At 73.6% G+C, this 17843-nt stretch carries 15 protein-coding genes, 1 tRNA gene and 2 pseudogenes; 9 read left to right on the forward strand and 9 right to left on the reverse strand.

Annotated elements, in window-relative coordinates:
- The coding region (locus tag DT057_RS01325) for a phenylacetic acid degradation operon negative regulatory protein PaaX (RefSeq protein ID WP_244937327.1) at nt 1–624 on the reverse strand (624 nt) is incomplete at its 3' end.
- Nucleotides 625–767: 143 nt separating this feature from the next.
- Here DT057_RS01325 and paaZ point away from each other — a divergent pair.
- Complete coding sequence (gene paaZ, locus DT057_RS01330) at nt 768–2795, forward strand: phenylacetic acid degradation bifunctional protein PaaZ (RefSeq protein ID WP_128560326.1); 2028 nt, start codon at nt 768–770, stop codon at nt 2793–2795.
- A 61-nt stretch (nt 2796–2856) separates the two neighbouring features.
- Here paaZ and DT057_RS01335 read toward each other — a convergent pair whose 3' ends face one another.
- From DT057_RS01335 to paaG, 4 genes are all read right to left on the reverse strand, one after another.
- Entirely contained in the window at nt 2857–3492 is a 636-nt protein-coding gene (locus tag DT057_RS01335; RefSeq protein WP_128560327.1) for a TetR/AcrR family transcriptional regulator, read from the reverse strand.
- A gap of 15 nt (nt 3493–3507) precedes the next feature.
- On the reverse strand, nt 3508–4842 hold the full coding sequence (gene paaK, locus DT057_RS01340) for a phenylacetate--CoA ligase PaaK (protein WP_128560328.1): 1335 nt from the start codon (nt 4840–4842) through the stop codon (nt 3508–3510).
- Between the two features lie 247 nt (nt 4843–5089).
- Nucleotides 5090–5560, reverse strand: a complete 471-nt coding sequence (gene paaI, locus DT057_RS01345) for a hydroxyphenylacetyl-CoA thioesterase PaaI (RefSeq protein WP_128560329.1) — start codon at nt 5558–5560, stop codon at nt 5090–5092.
- Nucleotides 5560–6351, reverse strand: a complete 792-nt coding sequence (paaG, locus tag DT057_RS01350) for a 2-(1,2-epoxy-1,2-dihydrophenyl)acetyl-CoA isomerase PaaG (protein ID WP_128560330.1) — start codon at nt 6349–6351, stop codon at nt 5560–5562. Before paaG ends, paaI begins: the two co-directional genes overlap by 1 nt.
- A gap of 241 nt (nt 6352–6592) precedes the next feature.
- On the opposite strand from paaG, the gene DT057_RS01355 reads away from it, so the two are divergent.
- The 5 genes and pseudogenes from DT057_RS01355 to DT057_RS37650 all read left to right on the forward strand — a co-directional run.
- Nucleotides 6593–7750, forward strand: a complete 1158-nt coding sequence (locus tag DT057_RS01355; protein ID WP_128560331.1) for an ABC transporter substrate-binding protein — start codon at nt 6593–6595, stop codon at nt 7748–7750.
- 169 nt (nt 7751–7919) lie between these two features.
- Nucleotides 7920–8957 (forward strand): branched-chain amino acid ABC transporter permease, encoded by a 1038-nt coding sequence (locus tag DT057_RS01360; protein WP_128560332.1) that lies wholly within the window; start codon nt 7920–7922, stop codon nt 8955–8957.
- A 2-nt stretch (nt 8958–8959) separates the two neighbouring features.
- On the forward strand, nt 8960–10723 hold the full coding sequence (locus tag DT057_RS01365; protein ID WP_128560333.1) for a branched-chain amino acid ABC transporter ATP-binding protein/permease: 1764 nt from the start codon (nt 8960–8962) through the stop codon (nt 10721–10723).
- A gap of 23 nt (nt 10724–10746) precedes the next feature.
- A pseudogene (locus DT057_RS37440) lies at nt 10747–11229 on the forward strand (ABC transporter ATP-binding protein); the annotation flags it as partial.
- 479 nt (nt 11230–11708) lie between these two features.
- Nucleotides 11709–11774, forward strand: a pseudogene (locus DT057_RS37650) (DUF7831 domain-containing protein); the annotation flags it as partial.
- Between the two features lie 35 nt (nt 11775–11809).
- Here DT057_RS37650 and DT057_RS01375 read toward each other — a convergent pair.
- Together DT057_RS01375 and DT057_RS01380 are read right to left on the reverse strand one after the other, a co-directional pair.
- A complete protein-coding gene (locus tag DT057_RS01375) occupies nt 11810–12112 on the reverse strand; it encodes an addiction module antidote protein (RefSeq protein WP_128560335.1) in 303 nt (100 codons plus the stop codon).
- 3 nt (nt 12113–12115) lie between these two features.
- Complete coding sequence (locus DT057_RS01380) at nt 12116–12412, reverse strand: type II toxin-antitoxin system RelE/ParE family toxin (protein WP_128560336.1); 297 nt, start codon at nt 12410–12412, stop codon at nt 12116–12118.
- Between the two features lie 255 nt (nt 12413–12667).
- On the opposite strand from DT057_RS01380, the gene DT057_RS01385 reads away from it, so the two are divergent.
- Nucleotides 12668–12743 (forward strand) — tRNA-Ile (locus DT057_RS01385).
- Between the two features lie 242 nt (nt 12744–12985).
- Nucleotides 12986–13150, forward strand: coding sequence for a hypothetical protein (locus DT057_RS35325; RefSeq protein WP_162501286.1), 165 nt, complete (start codon nt 12986–12988; stop codon nt 13148–13150).
- A 24-nt stretch (nt 13151–13174) separates the two neighbouring features.
- Here the strand turns inward: DT057_RS35325 and DT057_RS01390 are convergent, their stop codons facing one another.
- Together DT057_RS01390 and DT057_RS01395 are read right to left on the reverse strand one after the other, a co-directional pair.
- A complete protein-coding gene (locus tag DT057_RS01390) occupies nt 13175–13555 on the reverse strand; it encodes a VOC family protein (protein ID WP_128560337.1) in 381 nt (126 codons plus the stop codon).
- Between the two features lie 310 nt (nt 13556–13865).
- On the reverse strand, nt 13866–14855 hold the full coding sequence (locus DT057_RS01395) for an ABC transporter substrate-binding protein (RefSeq protein ID WP_128560338.1): 990 nt from the start codon (nt 14853–14855) through the stop codon (nt 13866–13868).
- A gap of 305 nt (nt 14856–15160) precedes the next feature.
- Here DT057_RS01395 and pepN point away from each other — a divergent pair, with 305 nt between their 5' ends.
- The gene (gene pepN / locus DT057_RS01400; protein WP_128560339.1) at nt 15161–17836 is read left to right on the forward strand and encodes an aminopeptidase N; all 2676 of its coding nucleotides are present in this window, start codon (nt 15161–15163) and stop codon (nt 17834–17836) included.
- The last annotated feature ends 7 nt before the right edge of the window (nt 17837–17843 follow it).

A 17843-nucleotide genomic window follows, 5' to 3' on the forward strand; every position in this document is an offset into this window, starting at 1 on the left:
GAGGTCCCCCGGGCGGCGCCCGCGGCGCAGGGCCGCCGCCACGCCCGCGAAGGCGGCGACGAAGCGGGCGTAGCGGGCCCCCACCTCGGCGACCGGCCAGGCCCGGGCCGCCAGCCGGCGCGCGGTCGCGGCGTCCTCGGGCTGGGCCGTCAGCCGCAGGGCCCCGGCGCCCGCGCCCTCGGCCGGGTGGGCGCAGACGAGGAGGTCCGGCCCGAGGACGCCGTAGCCCGCGGCCGCGAGGTCGGCGCGCCGGCCCGCCGGGTCGGCGGCCCCGTCGAGCAGGACGAGGTCGAACGCCCCCGCCCAGGCCTGGGCGGGCGGGCCGTAGATGCGCTCGGTCGCCCGCGCGAAGGCGGTCCTGCCCCGGGGCGTCAGCCGGTAGAAGCTGTTGCGGCCGAGCTTCCAGCGCTCGAACCAGCCGTCGGCGACGAGGCGCGAGAGCGCCGTGCGCACCACCCCGTCGCCGATGCGGAACGCCCGGGTGATCGCCAGGAGCGACTCGAGGGACAGCACCCCGCCCCGGGGCACGACCGCGTCGCCGAAGACCGTCACCACGAGCGAGCCCGCCCGGATCGGCGTGCGCCGGTGGAACGCATCGAGCAGGTCCTCCACGAAATCGGCCATCTCGGCGCTCAACCTCCCCGGGCGCTGTGCCGTCCCGGGAGACCCGATAGCGAGGGCGCGGCCCGGTTGTCGAGGACGCCGCCCCTTGACCAACCGGCCGGTCGGTCAATAATCTCCGGCAACGCGAGGGACGGGAGGACGCCATGCGGCTGGAGAGCTTCGTCCAGGGACGCTGGACCGCGCCGGGGCCGGACTGGTCCGGCATCCGCAGCGCGGTGACGGGCGAGGTTGTGGCCGAGTGGGCGAGCGGCGGCCTCGCCATGGGCGAGGTGCTGGACTACGCGCGGCGCGTCGGCGGCCCGGCCCTGCGCCGGCTGACCTTCCACGAGCGGGCCGAGATGCTGAAGCGCCTGGCCGCCCACCTGGGCGAGCGCAAGGAGGCGCTGTACCGGCTCTCGCACCAGACCGGCGCGACGCGCACCGACAACCTCATCGACGTGGACGGCGGCATCGGCACGCTGTTCGTGTACGCCTCCAAGGGCCGGCGCGAGCTGCCGAACGCGACCTTCCTGACCGACGGCGGCGTCGAGCCGCTGTCGCGGGGCGGCAGCTTCGTCGGCCGCCACGTGCTGACCCCCCTCCGGGGCGCGGCCGTGCACATCAACGCCTTCAACTTCCCGTGCTGGGGCCTGCTCGAGAAGCTGGCGCCGGCCCTCCTCGCCGGCGTGCCGGTGGTGACGAAGCCCGCCACCGTCACGGCCTACGTGGCGCACGCCCTGGTGCGGCTCATCGCCGAGTCCGGCCTGCTGCCGGAGGGCGCGCTGCAATGCGTGGTCGGCTCGACCGGGGACCTCTTCGACCACCTGACGTGCCAGGACGTGGTCTCCTTCACGGGCTCGGCCGAGACCGCCCAGATTCTCCAGCGCCATCCCGTCGTGGCCCGCGAGGCGGTGCGCTTCGTGGCCGAGCGCGACTCGCTCAACGCCGCGATCCTGGGCCCCGGCGCCGAGCCCGGCTCGCCGGAATTCGACCTCTTCGTCGCCGAGGTGGCGAGGGAGATGACCGTGAAGGCGGGGCAGAAATGCACCGCGATCCGGCGCGCCCTGGCGCCGCGCCCCCGCGTGCCGGCGGTGATCGAGGCGATCGGGGCCCGCCTCGGGCAGGTGCGGATCGGCGACCCGGCCCGCGCCGAGGTCGGGATGGGGCCGGTGGTGGGCCTGGCCCAGCGCCGGGACGTGCTCGCCCGCGTCGAGGCCCTGCGGGCCGAGGCCGAGCTGGTCCACGGCGATCCCGCCCGGGTGGCCGTCGAGGGGGCGGATGCCGAGCGGGGCGCCTTCCTGGCGCCGCTGCTCCTGCACTGCCCCGACCCGCTCCGGGCGACCCGGGTCCACGCGCTCGAGGCCTTCGGGCCGGTCTGCACCGTGATGGGCTACGACGGCCTCGAGGAGGCGGCGCACCTCGCCAACCGCGGCGAGGGCAGCCTCGTCGCCTCGCTCTACACCCACGATCCCGAGGCCGCCGCCGCCCTGGTGTTCGGGGTCGGCGCCTATCACGGGCGCCTCCTCGTCCTCGACCGCGACTGCGCCCGCGAGCAGACCGGCCACGGCTCGCCGATGCCCCACATGGTCCATGGCGGGCCCGGGCGCGCCGGCGGGGGCGAGGAGCTCGGCGGGATGCGGGCGCTCCACCACTACATGCAGCGCACCGCCCTCCAGGGCTCCCCCGCCATGCTGTCGCGCATCACCGGGAGCTGGATCAAGGGCGCGCCCGAGGCGGTGGCGCCGCAGCACCCGTTCCGCTGCCACTTCGAGGAGCTCGAGATCGGCCGCAGCTTCCACTCGGCCGAGCGCACGATCACCCTCGAGGACATCGAGCACTTCGCCCGCTTCACGGGCGACACCTTCTACGCCCACATGAGCGAGGAGGCGACGCGGGGGCACCCGTTCTTCCCCGGCCGGGTGGCGCACGGCTACCTGCTGCTCTCCTTCGCGGCCGGCCTGTTCGTCGACCCCGACCCAGGCCCGGTGCTGGCGAATTACGGCCTGGATTCCCTGCGCTTCCTCAAGCCGCTAAGGCCCGGCGAGGCGATCAGGGTCCGGCTCACCGCCAAGGAGAAGTCGCCCCGCAACGCCCAGTACGGCGAGGTGCGCTGGGACGTCGAGATCCAGACCGGGACCGGCGAGACGGCGGCGACCTACGAGCTCCTGACGATGAACGCGATGCGGGGCTGAGGGCGGGGCGCCCGGCCCGGCCCGGCCCGGAGCCGGGCGGTCCCGCGCGGGGCGGCCGACCCTACCCCCGCGCCGCCCGCACGGAGGGAGGCTCCGCCGCCCCGGCGCCGATGCCCTTCGCCCCGTCCGCCACGAGCCGCGTGACGAGGTCGGCGTAGGCGGCCCGGCTCAGCCCGCCCTCGCCCTTGAACCAGAGGTAGTGCCAGTTGACCATGCCGAAGAACGACATGGTCACGGGCTTGAGGAGCCGCGTGCCGGCGAGGTGGGGCGCCACGCCCGCGATGGCGTCGGCGAACAGGCGCACGAGCTCGCGCTCGCTCGCCTTCAGCTCCGCCTGCCGCGGGGGCGCGAGCAGCCCGAGGTGGTTGATCTGCACCTTGTGCTGGGCGTCGGCATCCCGGTAGGCCTCGAGGAGCGCGCCGGTGAGGCCGCGCAGCCGCGCCTCGGGGGCGAGCCCCGGCAGGTCGGCGGCCTCCACCGCCTCCAGCAGCTCCTCCAGGTGCAGCCGGATCACGTCGAACAGGATCTCGTCCTTGTCCCGGTAGTAGTGGTAGAGGTTCGCCTTCGAGACGCCGCAGGCCTGCGCGATCCGGCTCATCGAGGCGCGGTCGTAGCCGTGGACGGCGAACAGCTCGGCCGAGCGGTCGAGGATCGCCCGGCGCTTGTCGTCGTAGTCGCTGGCGCGGGTGCGGGCCATGAGGATCCTGGATTCTCAGTCCTTCGGCCGGCGGTCGACGACGCGCCGCGCCTTGCCGAGCGAGCGCTCGATGCCGTCCGGGTCGAGCACCTCGACGGCCGCCGTGATGCCGATCGTGTCCTTGACCGCCTGGCAGAGGCGGTCCGCCGCCGCCCGGCGGGTCTCGGGGTGGTCGGCCTCGGGCCGGGCCTCGACCCGGATCGCCATCCCGTCGAGGCGGCCCTCCCGGGTCAGCACCACCTGGTAGTGGGCCGAGAGCGCCGGGATCGCCAGGATCTTCTCCTCGATCTGGCTCGGGAAGACGTTGACCCCGCGCACGATCATCATGTCGTCCGTGCGCCCGGTGATCTTCTCCATGCGCCGCATCGCCCGGGCGCTGCCGGGCAGGAGGCGCGTGAGGTCGCGCGTGCGGTAGCGGATCACCGGCATCGCCTCCTTGGACAGGGAGGTGAAGACGAGCTCGCCCTCCTGGCCGTCCGGCAGCACCGCCCCGGTCGCCGGGTCGATCACCTCCGGGTAGAAGTGGTCCTCCCAGACGTGCAGCCCGTCCTTGGTCTCGACGCACTCGCTGGCGACGCCCGGGCCCATCACCTCCGACAGGCCGTAGATGTCGACGGCGTGCAGGTCGAACGCCTCCTCGATCTCGGACCGCATCGCGTTGGTCCAGGGCTCGGCCCCGAAGATGCCGATCTTCAGGGACGAGGCGCGGGGATCGAGCCCCTGCCGGCGGAACTCGTCCAGGATGGCGAGCATGTAGGACGGCGTCACCATGATGATGTCCGGCCGGAAGTCCTGGATCAGCTGGACCTGGCGCTCGGTCATGCCGCCGGACATCGGGATCACCGTGCAGCCGAGCCGCTCGGCGCCGTAATGGGCCCCGAGCCCCCCGGTGAACAGGCCGTAGCCGTAGGCGACGTGGACGACCATCCCGGGCCGCCCGCCCGCGGCGCGGATCGAGCGGGCGACGCAGTCGGCCCAGACGTCGAGGTCGTGCCGGGTGTAGCCCACCACAGTCGGTTTGCCGGTGGTGCCCGAGGAGGCGTGGATGCGCGCCACCTGCTCGCGCGGCACCGCGAACATCCCGAACGGGTAGTTCGCCCGCAGGTCCGCCTTGGTGGTGAAGGGGAAGCGGGCGAGGTCCGGAAGATCGGAGAACGCGTCCGGGCGCACGCCGGCGGCGTCGAAGGCGGCGCGGTAGTGCGGCACGTTCTCGTAGGCGTGGCGCAGGGTCCGGCCGAGCCGCTCGCGCTGATGGGCCGCGAGCTCGGCCCGGGGGGCCGTCTCGAAGCGGTCGAGGTCGCGTGCCCGCGGCAGCATCTCGGCGAGCTTGCGGGGCGCGATCGGCGGCATGGCGTTCCTCCCTCGTCGTCTCGGCCTCCGGAGCCGCCTCCGTCGAGAGGGCCACGGCTCCGAGCCTCTGTTGCGTCTCTGGTCCTGGCTTCCGGCGCCAGGTCCTTGTCTCGGCACCAAGTTCCTTGGATCGGCGCCAAGTCCTTATCTCGGGGCCAGGTCCTTGGATCGGCGCCAGGTCCTTGTCTCGGCGCCACGTCCTCGCGTCGGCGCCGGGTCCCCGGTCCCGTCGCGCCGCCTCGTCGCGTCAGCCCGGTCCGACGGGCGGGTCCGATCCGGGGGGCAGGCCTGGTCCGAGGGTCAGGACGGTGCCCGGCACCGCCCGCGAGTGGCCGCGGAACTCGGCCACCGCCCGCCCCTGCGCGTCCGACACGGTGACGTCGTAGAGGCCCGAGCGCCCCGCGAGGGCGCGCTCCGCCGCCCGGGCGGTCAGCACCTCGCCCCGCCGGCCGGGCCGCAGGAAGGTGACGGCGCAGTGCTGCGCCACGCTGCGCTGGTCGCGGGAGTTGCAGGCGAACGCGAACGCCGAGTCGGCGAGCGCGAAGATGAAGCCGCCGTGGCAGGAGCCGTGCCCGTTCGTCATGTCGTCGCGCACGCGCATCGACAGCACCGCCTCGCCCGGCCCGACCCGCTCGAGGCGCATGCCGAGCCCCTGGCTGGCCCGGTCCTGCGCCCACATCGCCCCGGCGCAGGCGCGGGCGAGCGCTTCCCCCTCCATCACGCCCTCCCGGTGAAGCGCGGCGCCCGCTTCTCCAGGAAGGCCGCCACGCCCTCCCGGTAATCGGGCGTGCGCCCGGCCCGGCCCTGTAGCTCGCGCTCGAGGTCGAGCTGCCCGTCGAGGTCGTTCGTCTCGGAGGCGTCGAGGGCCCGCCGGATCAGCGACAGCCCGAAGGTCGGCTGCGCGGCGAGGTGCGCGGCGAGGCGGTGCGCCTCGTCCATCAGGCCGTCGTCGTCCACGGCCTTCCAGATCAGGCCCCAGGCCTCGGCCTGCGCGGCCGGCACCGGCTCGGCGAGGAGCGCCATGCCCCGCGCCCGCGCCCGTCCGGCGAGGCGCGGCAGCAGCCAGGTGCCGCCCGCGTCCGGCACGAGCCCGAGCCTGGCGAAGGCCTGCAGGAAGGTCGCCGAGCGGGCCGCCAGCACGATGTCGCAGGCGAGCGCGATGTTGGCGCCGGCGCCCGCCGCGACGCCGTTGACGGCGCAGACCACCGGCATGGGCAGGTCGCGGATCTGGCGGATCAGGGGGTTGTAGTAGGCCTCGATCGTCGCCGAGAGGTCCGGCGTCGCGTCCGGCGGGAAGCGGCGGTCCGACAGGTCCTGGCCGGCGCAGAAGCCGCGCCCGGCGCCCGTGAGCACGACCGCCCGGCAGGCCTCGTCGGCGGCGGCCGCCCGCAGGGCCTCCCGCAGCGCCTCGTGCAGGGCCGCCGTGAAGCTGTTGAGCCGCTCCGGCCGGTTGAGCGTGAGCACGCGGTAGCCGGGGCGTGCCTCGGTGAGTACGAGGGTCTCGGTCATGGCGGCCTCCCTGCCCGATCGACCGGTCCGCCCGCGGGCGGCCGGCGTTATCTATTGACCAACCGGACGGTTAATTATATGCCTCCCGGCCTGGTGTCAATTTGCGCCGGGGCCCGCGCCACGGGCCCCGGCCCGGGCGGGAGGCGCCGGCCGGGCTTGCAAATCGGCGAGGAATGAGGGCTCAAGGGCCCTGCCGGCGACCGGGCGCAACCGGTGCGGCATCCCGACGGGAGGAGACGACATGAGGCGGACGTTCTGGGCCCTCGCGCTCGCCGGCACCGTGCTGGCGGCGCCCGCGCTGGCGGAGCCGATCAAGGTCGGCGTGACCATCTCGAAGACCGGGCCGGCAGCCTCCCTGGGCATCCCGCAGGCCAACACCGTGGCGCTGCTGCCCGCCGAGATCGGCGGGGAGAAGGTCGAGTGGATCGTCCTCGACGACGCCTCCGACACCACCAAGGGCGTCGCCAACGCCCGCAAGCTCGCGAGCGACGACAGGGTCGACGCCATCGTGGGCTCCTCGACCACGCCGGTCTCCCTGGCGATGATCGAGGTCGCGGCCGAGGCCAAGGTGCCGATGATCACCCTCGCGGCCTCCGCCAAGATCGTCTCGCCGATGGACGACAAGCGCCGCTGGGTCTTCAAGGCGCCCCAGAACGACAGCCTGATGGCCGAGGCCATCGTCGGCCACATGGTGCGGGCCGGCGTGAAGTCCGTGGGCTTCATCGGCTTCAACGACGCCTACGGCGACGGCTGGCTCGGCGAGATCACGCCCCGGCTCGAGGCCCGGGGCATCAAGCTCCTGGCGAGCGAGCGCTACGCCCGCACCGACACGAGCGTCACCGGCCAGGCCCTCAAGGTGATGGCGGCGCGCCCCGACGCGGTCCTGGTCGCCGGCTCCGGCACGCCGGCCGCCCTGCCCCAGAAGACCCTCAAGGAGCGCGGCTACGCCGGCCGCTACTACCAGACCCACGGCGTCGCCAACGCTGACTTCCTGCGGGTCGGGGGCAAGGACGTCGAGGGCACGGTCCTGCCGGCCGGCCCTCTCCTGGTGGCCGAGCAGCTGCCCGACAGCAACCCGGTCCGCAAGGTCGCCCTCGACTACACGAAGGCCTACGAGGCGAAGTACGGCGCCGGCACGCTCGCGACCTTCGGGGGCCACGCCTACGACGCGCAGGTGCTCCTCGCGAGCGCGATCCCGGCGGCCCTGAAGAAGGCCCGGCCCGGCACGCCGGAGTTCCGCGCGGCCCTGCGCGACGCCCTCGAGGGGTTGAGGGAGGTGGTCTACACCCACGGCGTCGCCAGCATGAGCCCGGCCGACCACGTCGGCCAGGACGAGCGCGCCCGCGTGATGGTGACGATCGAGAACGGCCGCTGGAAGCTGGTCCCGGCCACGAACTGACGCGGGCCCGGTCGACCCGGCGCCGCCCCCGGGCGGGCGCCGGGCGAGCGCCTCCTTCCCGGGCGCACGGGCCCCCGGGGACGCGACCGGGCGGGCGCGTCCCCGGGGAGGCTGGATCCCCCCGGCCCCGCGCCGCCCGCCCCTGTTCACCGACCCCGAGCCTGCCACCGTGGACGCCACGATCCTTCTGCTGCTGCTCCAGGACGGGGTGGTGAACGGCGCCATCTACGCGCTGATCGCCCTCTCCCTCGTCCTCGTCTTCACGGTCACCCGGGTGATCCTGATCCCCCAGGGCGAGTTCGTCGCCTACGGGGCCCTCACCCTCGCGGCCTTCGAGGCCGGCACCGTACCCGGGACGGTCCCGCTCCTGCTCGGGCTTGGGGCCGCGGCCTTCCTGGCCGATTGCCTCGAGGCGCGCCCGGTCCTCGACGGGAGAGCGCTCCTGCGCATCGCGGCGCGCGACCTCGCCCTGCCGGCGCTCGTCGCGGCGGCGGCCTACGGGCTCGCGCCCCTCAGGGCCGGGCTCCCGGTCGAGATCCTGCTCACCCTCGCGATCGTGACCCCGATGGGCGCCTACCTGCACGCCGTGGCGTTCCGGCCCCTGGCGCACGCCTCCGTGCTGGTGCTGCTGATCGCCGCCGTCGGCGTGCACCTCGCGCTGACGGGGCTCGGCCTCGTGTTCTTCGGCGCCGAGGGCTCGCGCACCCCGCCCCTCTCCGACGCCGCCTTCCCGGCCGGGCCCCTGGTGCTGAGCGGGCAGTCGCTCTGGATGGTCGGGCTCACCCTGGCGATCATCGTGGCGCTCTGGCTGTTCTTCGCCCGCACCCTCCTCGGCAAGGCGCTGGTCGCGACCGCGGTGAACCGCCTCGGCGCCCGCCTGATGGGCATCGCGCCCGCCCTCGCGGGGCGCCTCAGCTTCTCGGTCGCGGCCTTCATCGGCGCACTCTCGGGCATCCTCATCGCGCCCCTGACCACGGTCTACTACGACACCGGCTTCCTCATCGGCCTCAAGGGCTTCGTCGCCGCCATCATCGGCGGGCTCGCGAGCTACCCGGCGGCGGCCGCCGCCGCGATCCTCGTCGGCCTCATCGAGTCCCTCGCCTCCTTCCACGCCAGCGCCTTCAAGGAGGTGATCGTGTTCATGGCGATCATCCCGGTCCTGCTCTGGCGCTCCCTGCGCTCGGCCCCGATCGAGGACGAGGAGTGACGATGCCGACCCGCCTCCTCGCCGCCCTCGCGGGCGCGTGCCTCCTCGCGGCGCCGCTCGTCCCCGGCATCCCGCCGTTCTGGTTCACGCTCCTCGCCTACGCGGGCCTCTCCGCCATCGTGGTGATCGGCCTCGTGGTGCTCACCGGGGTCGCCGGCATCACCTCGTTCGGGCAAGCGATGTTCGTCGGCGTCGGCGCCTACGCGACGGCGCTCCTCACCACCAGGGCCGGCCTGTCGCCCTGGCTGAGCCTGCCGGCCGCCCTCGCGGCGGCGGCGGCGGCCGCCTGGATCATCGGCGCCGTCACGCTGCGCCTGTCGGGGCATTACCTGCCCCTCGGCACCATCGCGTGGAACATCTCGTTCTTCTACGTGCTGGGCAACACCGACTGGCTCGGGCGCTACGACGGCCTCGCCGGCCTGCCGCCGATCACGCTGCTCGGCGTGCCGCTCCTCGAGAGCAGCCGGGTCGTCTACCTGATCTGGGCCTGCGTCGGACTCTGCGTCTGGCTGACGCAACGCCTCCTGCGCTCGCGCACCGGGCGGGCGATCCGGGCGCTCAAGGGCGGGGTCGTCGCCGCCGAGTCCTTCGGCATCGACACCGCCCGGGCGAAGATCGTGGCCTTCGTCTACGCGGCGGTGCTGGCGGCGCTCTCGGGCTGGCTCTACGCCCACGTCCAGCGCGCCATCAACCCGACGCCCTTCAGCCTCAACGCCAGCATCGAGTACCTGCTGATGGCGGTGATCGGCGGGGCCGGCTCGATCGGGGGCGGCGTGTTCGGGGCCGTGCTGGTCACGGTGCTGAAGGACCAGCTCCAGAACGTGCTGCCGCTGGTGTTCGGCACGCAGGGCAACTTCGAGGCGATCGTGTTCGGCGTCCTCCTGGTGCTGATGCTCCAGCGCGCGCCCGACGGGCTCTGGCCGCTCCTCACCCGCCGCTCCGTCGCCCTGCCGCCCGACCGCGGGCCGGCCCCGCGCCCCCTCCCCCCCCGGCCCGCCGCCGCCCCCGGCACCCTGCTCCTCGAGGCCACCGCCCTGCGCAAGACCTTCGGCGGCCTCGTGGCGGTCAACGACATCGGCTTCTCGGTGCGGGCCGGCGAGGTCGTGGCCCTGATCGGCCCCAACGGCGCCGGCAAGAGCACCACCTTCAACCTCGTCACCGGCGTCGCCCGCCTCACCGCCGGCGGGGTGCGGCTGTCGGGCCGCGAGGTCGCCGGGCTGCCGGCGCGCGCGATCGCGCGGCTCGGCTGCGCCCGCACCTTCCAGCACGTCAAGCTCGTCGCCGGCATGTCGGTGCTCGAGAACGTGGCGCTCGGCGCCCACCTGCGCGGCTCCGCCGGGCCCGTGCGCGGGGCGCTCGGCCTCGACGGGCCCGAGGAGGCGGCGCTCTTCGCGGCGGCGCAGGCCGCGCTCGACCGCGTCGGCCTCGGCTCGGCCCGCGACCTCCCGGCCGGCAGCCTGGCGCTCGGCCAGCAGCGCATCGTCGAGATCGCCCGCGCGCTCTGCCTCGGGCCCTCGCTCCTCCTCCTCGACGAGCCGGCCGCGGGCCTGCGCCACCGGGAGAAGCAGGCCCTCGGCGACCTCCTGCGCCGGCTGCGCCAGGAGGGCCTGGGCATCCTCCTCGTCGAGCACGACATGGACTTCGTGATGGCCCTCGCCGACCGCCTCGTGGTGATGAACTTCGGCGCCAAGCTCTGCGAGGGCGCGCCCGCGAGCGTGCGCAGCAACCCGGCCGTGGTCGAGGCCTACCTGGGGAGCGCCGCATGACGGGCCCGGGCGCGGCGCCCCCGATGCTGGAGGCCGAGGCCCTCACGGTCGCCTACGGCAAGGTCGAGGCGGTCCGGGGCGTGTCGCTCCGGGTCGAGGCGGGCCGGCTGATCACGGTGCTGGGCGCCAACGGTGCCGGCAAGACCACCCTGCTCAACGCCCTCATGGGCATCCTGCCGGCGCGGGGCCGCATCCGGTTCGAGGGCCGCGACCTCGCCCGGCTGCCCGTGGAGGCCCGGGTCGAGGCGGGCCTGAGCCTCATCCCGGAGCGGCGCGAGCTGTTCTCCAGCATGAGCGTCGAGGACAACCTGCGGCTCGGCGCCTTCCGGTTCCGGGGCGGGCGGGGCGCGGGCGGGGACCTCGCGGAGATGTTCGCGCTCTTCCCGCGCCTGAAGGAGCGCCGGCGCCAGCTCGCCGGCACCCTCTCGGGCGGCGAGCGCCAGATGCTGGCGATGGCCCGCGCCCTGATGGGACGGCCGCGCCTGCTGATGCTCGACGAGCCGAGCCTCGGCCTCGCCCCCCTGATCGTGGCCGAGGTCATGCGCACGGTCGCGGCCCTGCGCGACCAGGGCGTCGCGATCCTGCTCGTGGAGCAGAACGCCCGAGCCGCCCTGCGGATCGCCGATTACGGCTACGTCCTCGACGGCGGCGCCGTCGTCCTCGAGGGCCCGAGCGCCGCGCTCCAGAGCGACGCCCGCGTGGTCGAGACCTATCTCGGCGTCCTCTCGGCCGACGCGGGCCCGGCCGCCCTGCCCCGCGCCGGCGCCGGCTGAGGCACTTGGCCCTGGACGCTGCCGGTGCTTTCTCCTAAGCACGGGACGCCGGGCCTGTAGCTCAATGGTTAGAGCCGACCGCTCATAACGGTCGGCTCATCGCAATTCTTCAATGTAATCAAAATCATAGCGCGAGAGAACAGGCGTGAACGTTCTCGCTCGGTTCACGTCAATCTGTAGCGCTTTTGTAGCCCGCCCATCGCCCGGTCGTCTGGCCGGCGGACGGCATCGGCACCCGCCTTGCCGACCTGGATCGCCGGGCGCCGCGGATCTGGGCGAGCTTGCAGCGGGCGGTCGAGCGGCTCAAGGCGATTCAAGCCGCCTCCGGCTTTCTGACGGGTTCGACTGTGATCCGAACCCCAAGCGTCTTCATCACCTTCATTACGGTGGCGAACTCGGGATTGCCGGTCTGCTTGAGGGATCGGTAGAGAGCTTCCCGAGCAAGGCCAGAGTCGCGTGCGATCTGAGCCATGCCGCGCGCTCGCGCCACGTCGCCGATCGCAGCCGCGATGAGCGCAGGGTCGCCTTCCTCAAAAGCCGCCTCCAGATAAGCAGCGATAGCCTCTTGGCTGTCGAGGTATTCGGCGGCATCCCAAGGCTTTGTCGCGATAGGCATGGCTCAATCCTCCATTTCCGCGGCAAGCGCCTTTGCCTGCCGGATGTCGTCTTTCTGCGTCGACTTATCTCCACCGCAGAGCAACAGATAGATCGTTTTGCCGCTGCGTTTGTAATAGACCCGATAGCCGGGGCCGTAGTGGATGCGAATTTCGCTCACTCCCTCCCCGACCGGCTCAGCATCCCCCGCATTGCCGAGGGACAAGTTTCGGACGCGCGCGAGGATGCGGGTGATGGCTTTGACGTCCTGAAGACCCAGGAACCATCTTTCGTATTCGGGAGTCTGCCGGATGTCGAACAAGAGGCACCGTAACTCGTGGGTTACAGCCTGTCAACCGACGTTAGACCGTCTGGTTCCGCCTTCAGGCCGATTTGACGAATGCGCCGAGTTCAGCCCCGATGCCCGCGACCCGCGACCCGCGCGAGCGCAGGAGCGACACGGAGCCGAAAGGCTTGCCGAGGCGCCCTCCTCCGGCTACTCACGAATGGGGTTTCTGTAGCCGAAGCTGTTTTGTAGCCCCCACTTCGGCGCTAAGATGTTGGTGATAAAACAAAAGGGCCTGTAGCTCAATGGTTAGAGCCGACCGCTCATAACGGTCTGGTTGCAGGTTCGAGTCCTGCCGGGCCCACCATTGCTCTCGAAGACTTGCAGCACACCCGCGGACCGGGATGCCGGCGCGGGGGCGCGGGGCGCCACCGTGGCTCCGCGCCGCGCCCGCACGGTCCTGCCGGCAATCTTGCGCCGCAAGGGCGCCGCTCGCCGGTGGCGCCCCGGGCCGGCGCCCGCCCCGCACCGCGGTCGGCATGTTCGGCGGCGAGATCACCCTGGCGATGCCGCTCCTGCCGATCCGCGCCCTCACCCTGGCGGGGTCGTATGTCGGCAACCTCGGCGAGTTGCGCGCGCGCCGACCTCGTGCGGGCACGGGGCCTGACCACCGTCGAGACCGAGACCGTGCCCCCCGACCAGGCCGAGGCCGCGATGCGGCGGCTCGAGGCCGGGCAGGCGGCGGGGGGCATCGTCCTGGCGCACGGCCCCTGAAGGCCGCGCCCGCCCCGTCCGTGCTCAGGCCCCCCGCTGAAGCACCTCGATGCGCACGCCGTCGGGCCCGTCGAAGAACGCGATGCGCAGGCCGGGGCGCACGTCGGTGATCCCGGAGACGAGCGCGATGCCCCGCTCCCGCAGGTCGGCGACCGTCGCCTCGATGTCGTCGACGCGCAGGCCGAGATGCTCGATGCCGAGGTTCGGGGGCTGCGCCGCCGGCCCGGTCGCCGCGGGCGCCTGCTCGATGAAGAGCGTGAGCCCCCCGAGGTCGAGCATGACCCGGCTGACCACGGGGGCGCCGTCCCGGCCGGTCTCCCGCGCGCCGAGCGCCTCGACGTAGAAGCGCGCCGCCGCCACGGCGTCGCGGCTTCGCAGGTGGAGGTGGTCACACCGATAGGTCATCCAGAGGGCTCCCGAGCGCGTTCGCCGCACCCTAATCCGAATTCCTCGCGAGAGAACCACCCCCCGCGACGCGACCCGCGCGGGGGAACGGACCGTGGCCGAACTGACGGGTCGCACGCGGCTCGGCGGCCTCTCGGCCGCCGGCATCCCGGCGCCGCGACGGCAGCGCCGTCCTGCGGCCGGTGCGGACGGTGAACACCGGCGTCGTGGTCGGCCGGCCCTGCCGGCCGCCCTTCGCGGGGAGGCGGCGCGCCCGGCGCCCGGGAAGGCCGGGGCCCCGCGGCGATCCGCGCGCGCCACGCTGCGCCCGTCAATCCCCGGGAAGCGCGTGCGCCTCCGAGAAGAAGAGCTGCTTCCAGTCGGTCGCCGGGGTCTTCACCGTCCCGAGCCTGTTCATGAACTGGACCGTCTTGCCGATCTTCTCGGGAGTCAGCGTGTAGGCCCAGTCCGGGTTCGTCAGGATGGCCTCGATCTCCTCGACCGAGTTCTTGCCCCCGGCGAGCCTGACGTAGAGCTGGGCCGCCCGGCGCTTGTCGGCGTTGAGGTAGTCGATCGCCTCCCGGGTGGCGCCGAGCACGGCCTGGACGGTGCGCGGGTTGGCCTTCTTGAAGCGCTCGCTCGTGATCAGCGTCGCGGCCGTCGCCCGCCCGCCGAGGATCTCGTAGGAGGTCAAGACGGTGCGGATGCGGGGGTCCTTCCGCTCCATCTCGTGGAAGGGCGAGGACGCGAAGTGCGCCGTCACCTCCGTGTTGCTGAGCATGGCCGTCATCGCGTCGGGGTGGCCGAGGGAGACCGTCTGGGCGTCGATGCGGGATTCCTGGCCGGGGCCCCACTCCTTCTCGGCCTGCATCTGCAGCATGATCGCCTGAGTCGAGACCTTGACCGACGGCACCGCGATCTTGTCGCGCGGGCCGAAATCCTTGAGCGACCGAACGCCGGGGCTGCGCGTGTTGAGGTAGAGGGGATAGGAGCAGATCGCCACGAGGCCCTTCACGTCCCCCCGTGTCTTGTCCCAGAGCAGGCCCACCGAGGGCGTGCCGAGCGCCGTGAACTGGATCGCGCCCGAGATCAGGCCCTCGTTGAGGTTCGACGGCCCCGCGAGCCGGGCCCACACCACCTTCGGCTTCGGCAGCCCGAGGGCGAGGGCGTGCTTCTCAACCAGCCCCGCCTCCTCCATGTACATCATGGGCAGGAAGCTCAGCCCGAACTGCTGTCCGAGCGTGACCTCGCCGACCTCCGCCGTGGCGGGCCGCGAGAAGAGACCGGCAGCCAGCAGGCCGGCGAGCAGCAGCGTCCTCATGTGTTTCCATCCCGTGCCGGGGTCGAGCGCCCCTGCGCCACTCTAGCGCGACGCGGGCGGGGCGCGAGGCCCTCGCGGCGAGGGCCCCCCTCGCGGCAAGGGGCCCTCGCGGCGAGGGCCCCCCTCGCGGCAAGGGGCCCTCGCGGCGAGAGGCCGTCGCGGCGAGAGGCCCTCGTGGGGGCGCCCGCGGCCGCGACGGGCGGCCGCCCGAACCCCCGCGTTGCGCCCGGGCTCCCGGCCGGTACAAAGGCCCTCGATCCCGACGGCGGCCGGCCGTCCCCGCAAGCGAGACACGCGAGACCGCCATGCGCACCGAGACGCCGCCGATCATCCGCCTCGCCGATTACCGACCGAGCGACTACCTGATCGACCGCGTCGAGCTCGACGTGCGCCTGCACCCGACCGAGACCCGCATCACCGCGACGCTGGCGCTGCGCCCCAACCCGAAGGGCGAGGCCGGCGCCCCCCTGGTGCTCGACGGGGACGAGCTCACCCTCCTGGCGCTCGACCTCGACGGGCAGCCGCCCGCGCCCGGGGCCGTGGAGGTCCAGCCCCGCGCCCTCGTGCTGCACCAGCCGCCCCGGCGCCCGTTCACCCTCGCGATCGAGACGCAGGTGAACCCGAGCGCCAACACCAAGCTGATGGGCCTCTACCGCTCCGGCGGCGTCTACTGCACGCAGTGCGAGGCGGACGGCTTCCGGCGCATCACCTACTTCCTCGACCGGCCCGACGTGATGGCGGTCTACACCACCCGCATCGAGGCCGACCTGGAGGAGGCGCCGGTGCTGCTCGGCAACGGCAACCCGGGGCAGGCCGGCCCGGCCGGCGAGGGCCGCCACTACGCGGTCTGGCACGACCCCCACCCCAAGCCCGCCTACCTGTTCGCCCTGGTCGGCGGGCGGCTCGGCCGCGTCGCCACCCGGTTCACCACCATGGAGGGCCGGGACGTCGAGATCGCCGTCTACGTCGAGCCCGGCAAGGAGCCCCGCGCGCCCTACGCCCTCGACGCGGTCGCCCGCTCCATGGCCTGGGACGAGACGGCCTTCGGGCGCCCCTACGACCTCGACGTCTTCAACGTCGTCGCGGTCTCCGACTTCAACATGGGGGCGATGGAGAACAAGGGCCTCAACATCTTCAACGACAAGTACGTGCTCGCCAGCCCCGACACGGCGACCGACGCGGACTACGCCAACATCGAGGCGATCATCGCGCACGAGTACTTCCACAACTGGTCCGGCAACCGGGTGACCTGCCGCGACTGGTTCCAGCTCTGCCTCAAGGAGGGCCTCACCGTCTTCCGCGACCAGGAATTCTCCTCCGACGCGCGCTCGCGCCCGGTCCACCGCATCGCCGAGGTGCGGACCCTGCGGGCGCGCCAGTTCCCGGAGGATGCCGGCCCCCTCGCGCACCCGGTCCGGCCGCAGGCCTACCGCGAGATCAACAACTTCTACACGGCGACGGTCTACGAGAAGGGCGCCGAGATCGTCCGCATGCTGCGCACCCTGCTCGGGCCCGGGGCCTTCCGGGGCGGCATGGACCGCTACTTCGCGGCCTGCGACGGCACCGCGGCGACGGTCGAGGATTTCCTGGCCGCCTTCGCGGCGGAGAGCGGCCGCGACCTCGCGGCCTTCGCCCGCTGGTACGCCCAGGCCGGCACGCCGACCGTCGCGGTGTCGGGCCGGCACGACCCGGCCGCCCGGACCTACACCCTCGCGTTCCGCCAGTCCCTGCCCACCGTCGTCACCGAGGCCGCCTCGGGCGCGGCCCCGCTGCCCCTCGTGATCCCGGTCGCCCTCGGCCTCGTGGACCCGGGGGGCGGCGCCGTCGCGGGGCGCAGCGACCGGGTCCGCGACGGGGTCTTCGTGCTCGAGGCGGAGGAGGACAGCCTCGTCTTCACCGACGTCGACGCGGCCCCGGTGCCGTCGCTGTTCCGGGGCTTCTCGGCGCCCGTGAAGGTGGCGCACGCCCTGACCCCGGCCGAGCGCCTCGCCCTCCTCTCCCACGACAGCGACCCCTTCAACCGCTGGCAGGCGGCCCAGAGCCTCGGCCTCGAGGCGATCCTGTCCCGCGTGCGGGCGGGCGCCCCGCAGGCGGAGGAGGCCGGGCCGCGGGGCGAGGCCCTGAGCCGGGCCCTCGCGGCCTTCCTGGACGCCGAGGCGCTGGCCGACCCGGCCTTCGCGGCGCTCGTGCTGACGCTGCCGGGCGACCAGGAGGCGGCCCAGGAGATCGGCACCGAGGTCGATCCGGACGCGATCCACCGCGCCCGCCAGACCCTGCGCACCCATCTCGGCCGCGACCTCGCGGCCCGCCTCGCCGCCCTGCGCGAGGCCCTGGCGGAGCCGCCGGGCGCGCCCTTCAGCCCGGACGCCGCGAGCGCCGGGCGCAGGGCCCTGCGCAACGTCGCCCTCGACCTCCTCGCGGCCGCGGATCCCGGCCTCGGCACGCGGCTCGCGGTCGCGCAGGTCGAGGCCGCCGCCACCATGACGGACAGGCTCGCGGCCCTCGCCGTGCTCACGCTCCTGCCGGGGGAGGCCCGGGAGCGGGCTCTCGCCGGCTTCGCCGAGGCCTATCGGGACGAGCCCCTGGTGCTCGACAAGTGGTTCGCCATCCAGGCCGCGATCCCCGAGCCCGGGACCGTGGCGCGCGTGCGCGGCCTGATGGAGCACCCGGCCTTCGCCCTCGGCAACCCGAATCGGGTCCGCTCCCTCATCGGCAGCTTCAGCCTCAACAACCCGACCCAGTTCCACCGGCCGGACGGGGCCGGCTACGACCTCGTGGCCGAGGCCGTGCGGCACCTCGACGGGAAGAACCCCCAGGTCGCGGCGCGCCTGCTAACTGCTTTCAACAACTGGCGTATGGTCGAGGCGGGACGCCGCCAGAAGGCCGAGGAGGCCCTGCGCGCGGTCGCGGCGGTCACCGGCCTCTCGCCCGACGTCAGCGATATCGTCGGGCGCTCACTGGGAACTCCGCGTAAAACCTAAGTGGCTG

Source organism: Methylobacterium crusticola, assembly GCF_003574465.1.
In the GTDB taxonomy this organism is placed as follows: domain Bacteria; phylum Pseudomonadota; class Alphaproteobacteria; order Rhizobiales; family Beijerinckiaceae; genus Methylobacterium; species Methylobacterium crusticola.

Coding starts and splice junctions, on each gene's coding strand:
- pepN (WP_128560339.1), top strand. CDS start 15,161: ATGCGCACCGAGACGCCGCCGATCATCCGCCTCGCCGATTACCGACCG.
- DT057_RS01390 (WP_128560337.1), bottom strand. CDS start 13,555: ATGACCTATCGGTGTGACCACCTCCACCTGCGAAGCCGCGACGCCGTG.
- DT057_RS01355 (WP_128560331.1), top strand. CDS start 6,593: ATGAGGCGGACGTTCTGGGCCCTCGCGCTCGCCGGCACCGTGCTGGCG.
- DT057_RS01395 (WP_128560338.1), bottom strand. CDS start 14,855: ATGAGGACGCTGCTGCTCGCCGGCCTGCTGGCTGCCGGTCTCTTCTCG.
- paaI (WP_128560329.1), bottom strand. CDS start 5,560: ATGGAGGGGGAAGCGCTCGCCCGCGCCTGCGCCGGGGCGATGTGGGCG.
- DT057_RS01365 (WP_128560333.1), top strand. CDS start 8,960: ATGCCGACCCGCCTCCTCGCCGCCCTCGCGGGCGCGTGCCTCCTCGCG.
- paaG (WP_128560330.1), bottom strand. CDS start 6,351: ATGACCGAGACCCTCGTACTCACCGAGGCACGCCCCGGCTACCGCGTG.
- DT057_RS01375 (WP_128560335.1), bottom strand. CDS start 12,112: ATGCCTATCGCGACAAAGCCTTGGGATGCCGCCGAATACCTCGACAGC.
- DT057_RS35325 (WP_162501286.1), top strand. CDS start 12,986: ATGTCGGCAACCTCGGCGAGTTGCGCGCGCGCCGACCTCGTGCGGGCA.
- paaK (WP_128560328.1), bottom strand. CDS start 4,842: ATGCCGCCGATCGCGCCCCGCAAGCTCGCCGAGATGCTGCCGCGGGCA.
- DT057_RS01335 (WP_128560327.1), bottom strand. CDS start 3,492: ATGGCCCGCACCCGCGCCAGCGACTACGACGACAAGCGCCGGGCGATC.
- paaZ (WP_128560326.1), top strand. CDS start 768: ATGCGGCTGGAGAGCTTCGTCCAGGGACGCTGGACCGCGCCGGGGCCG.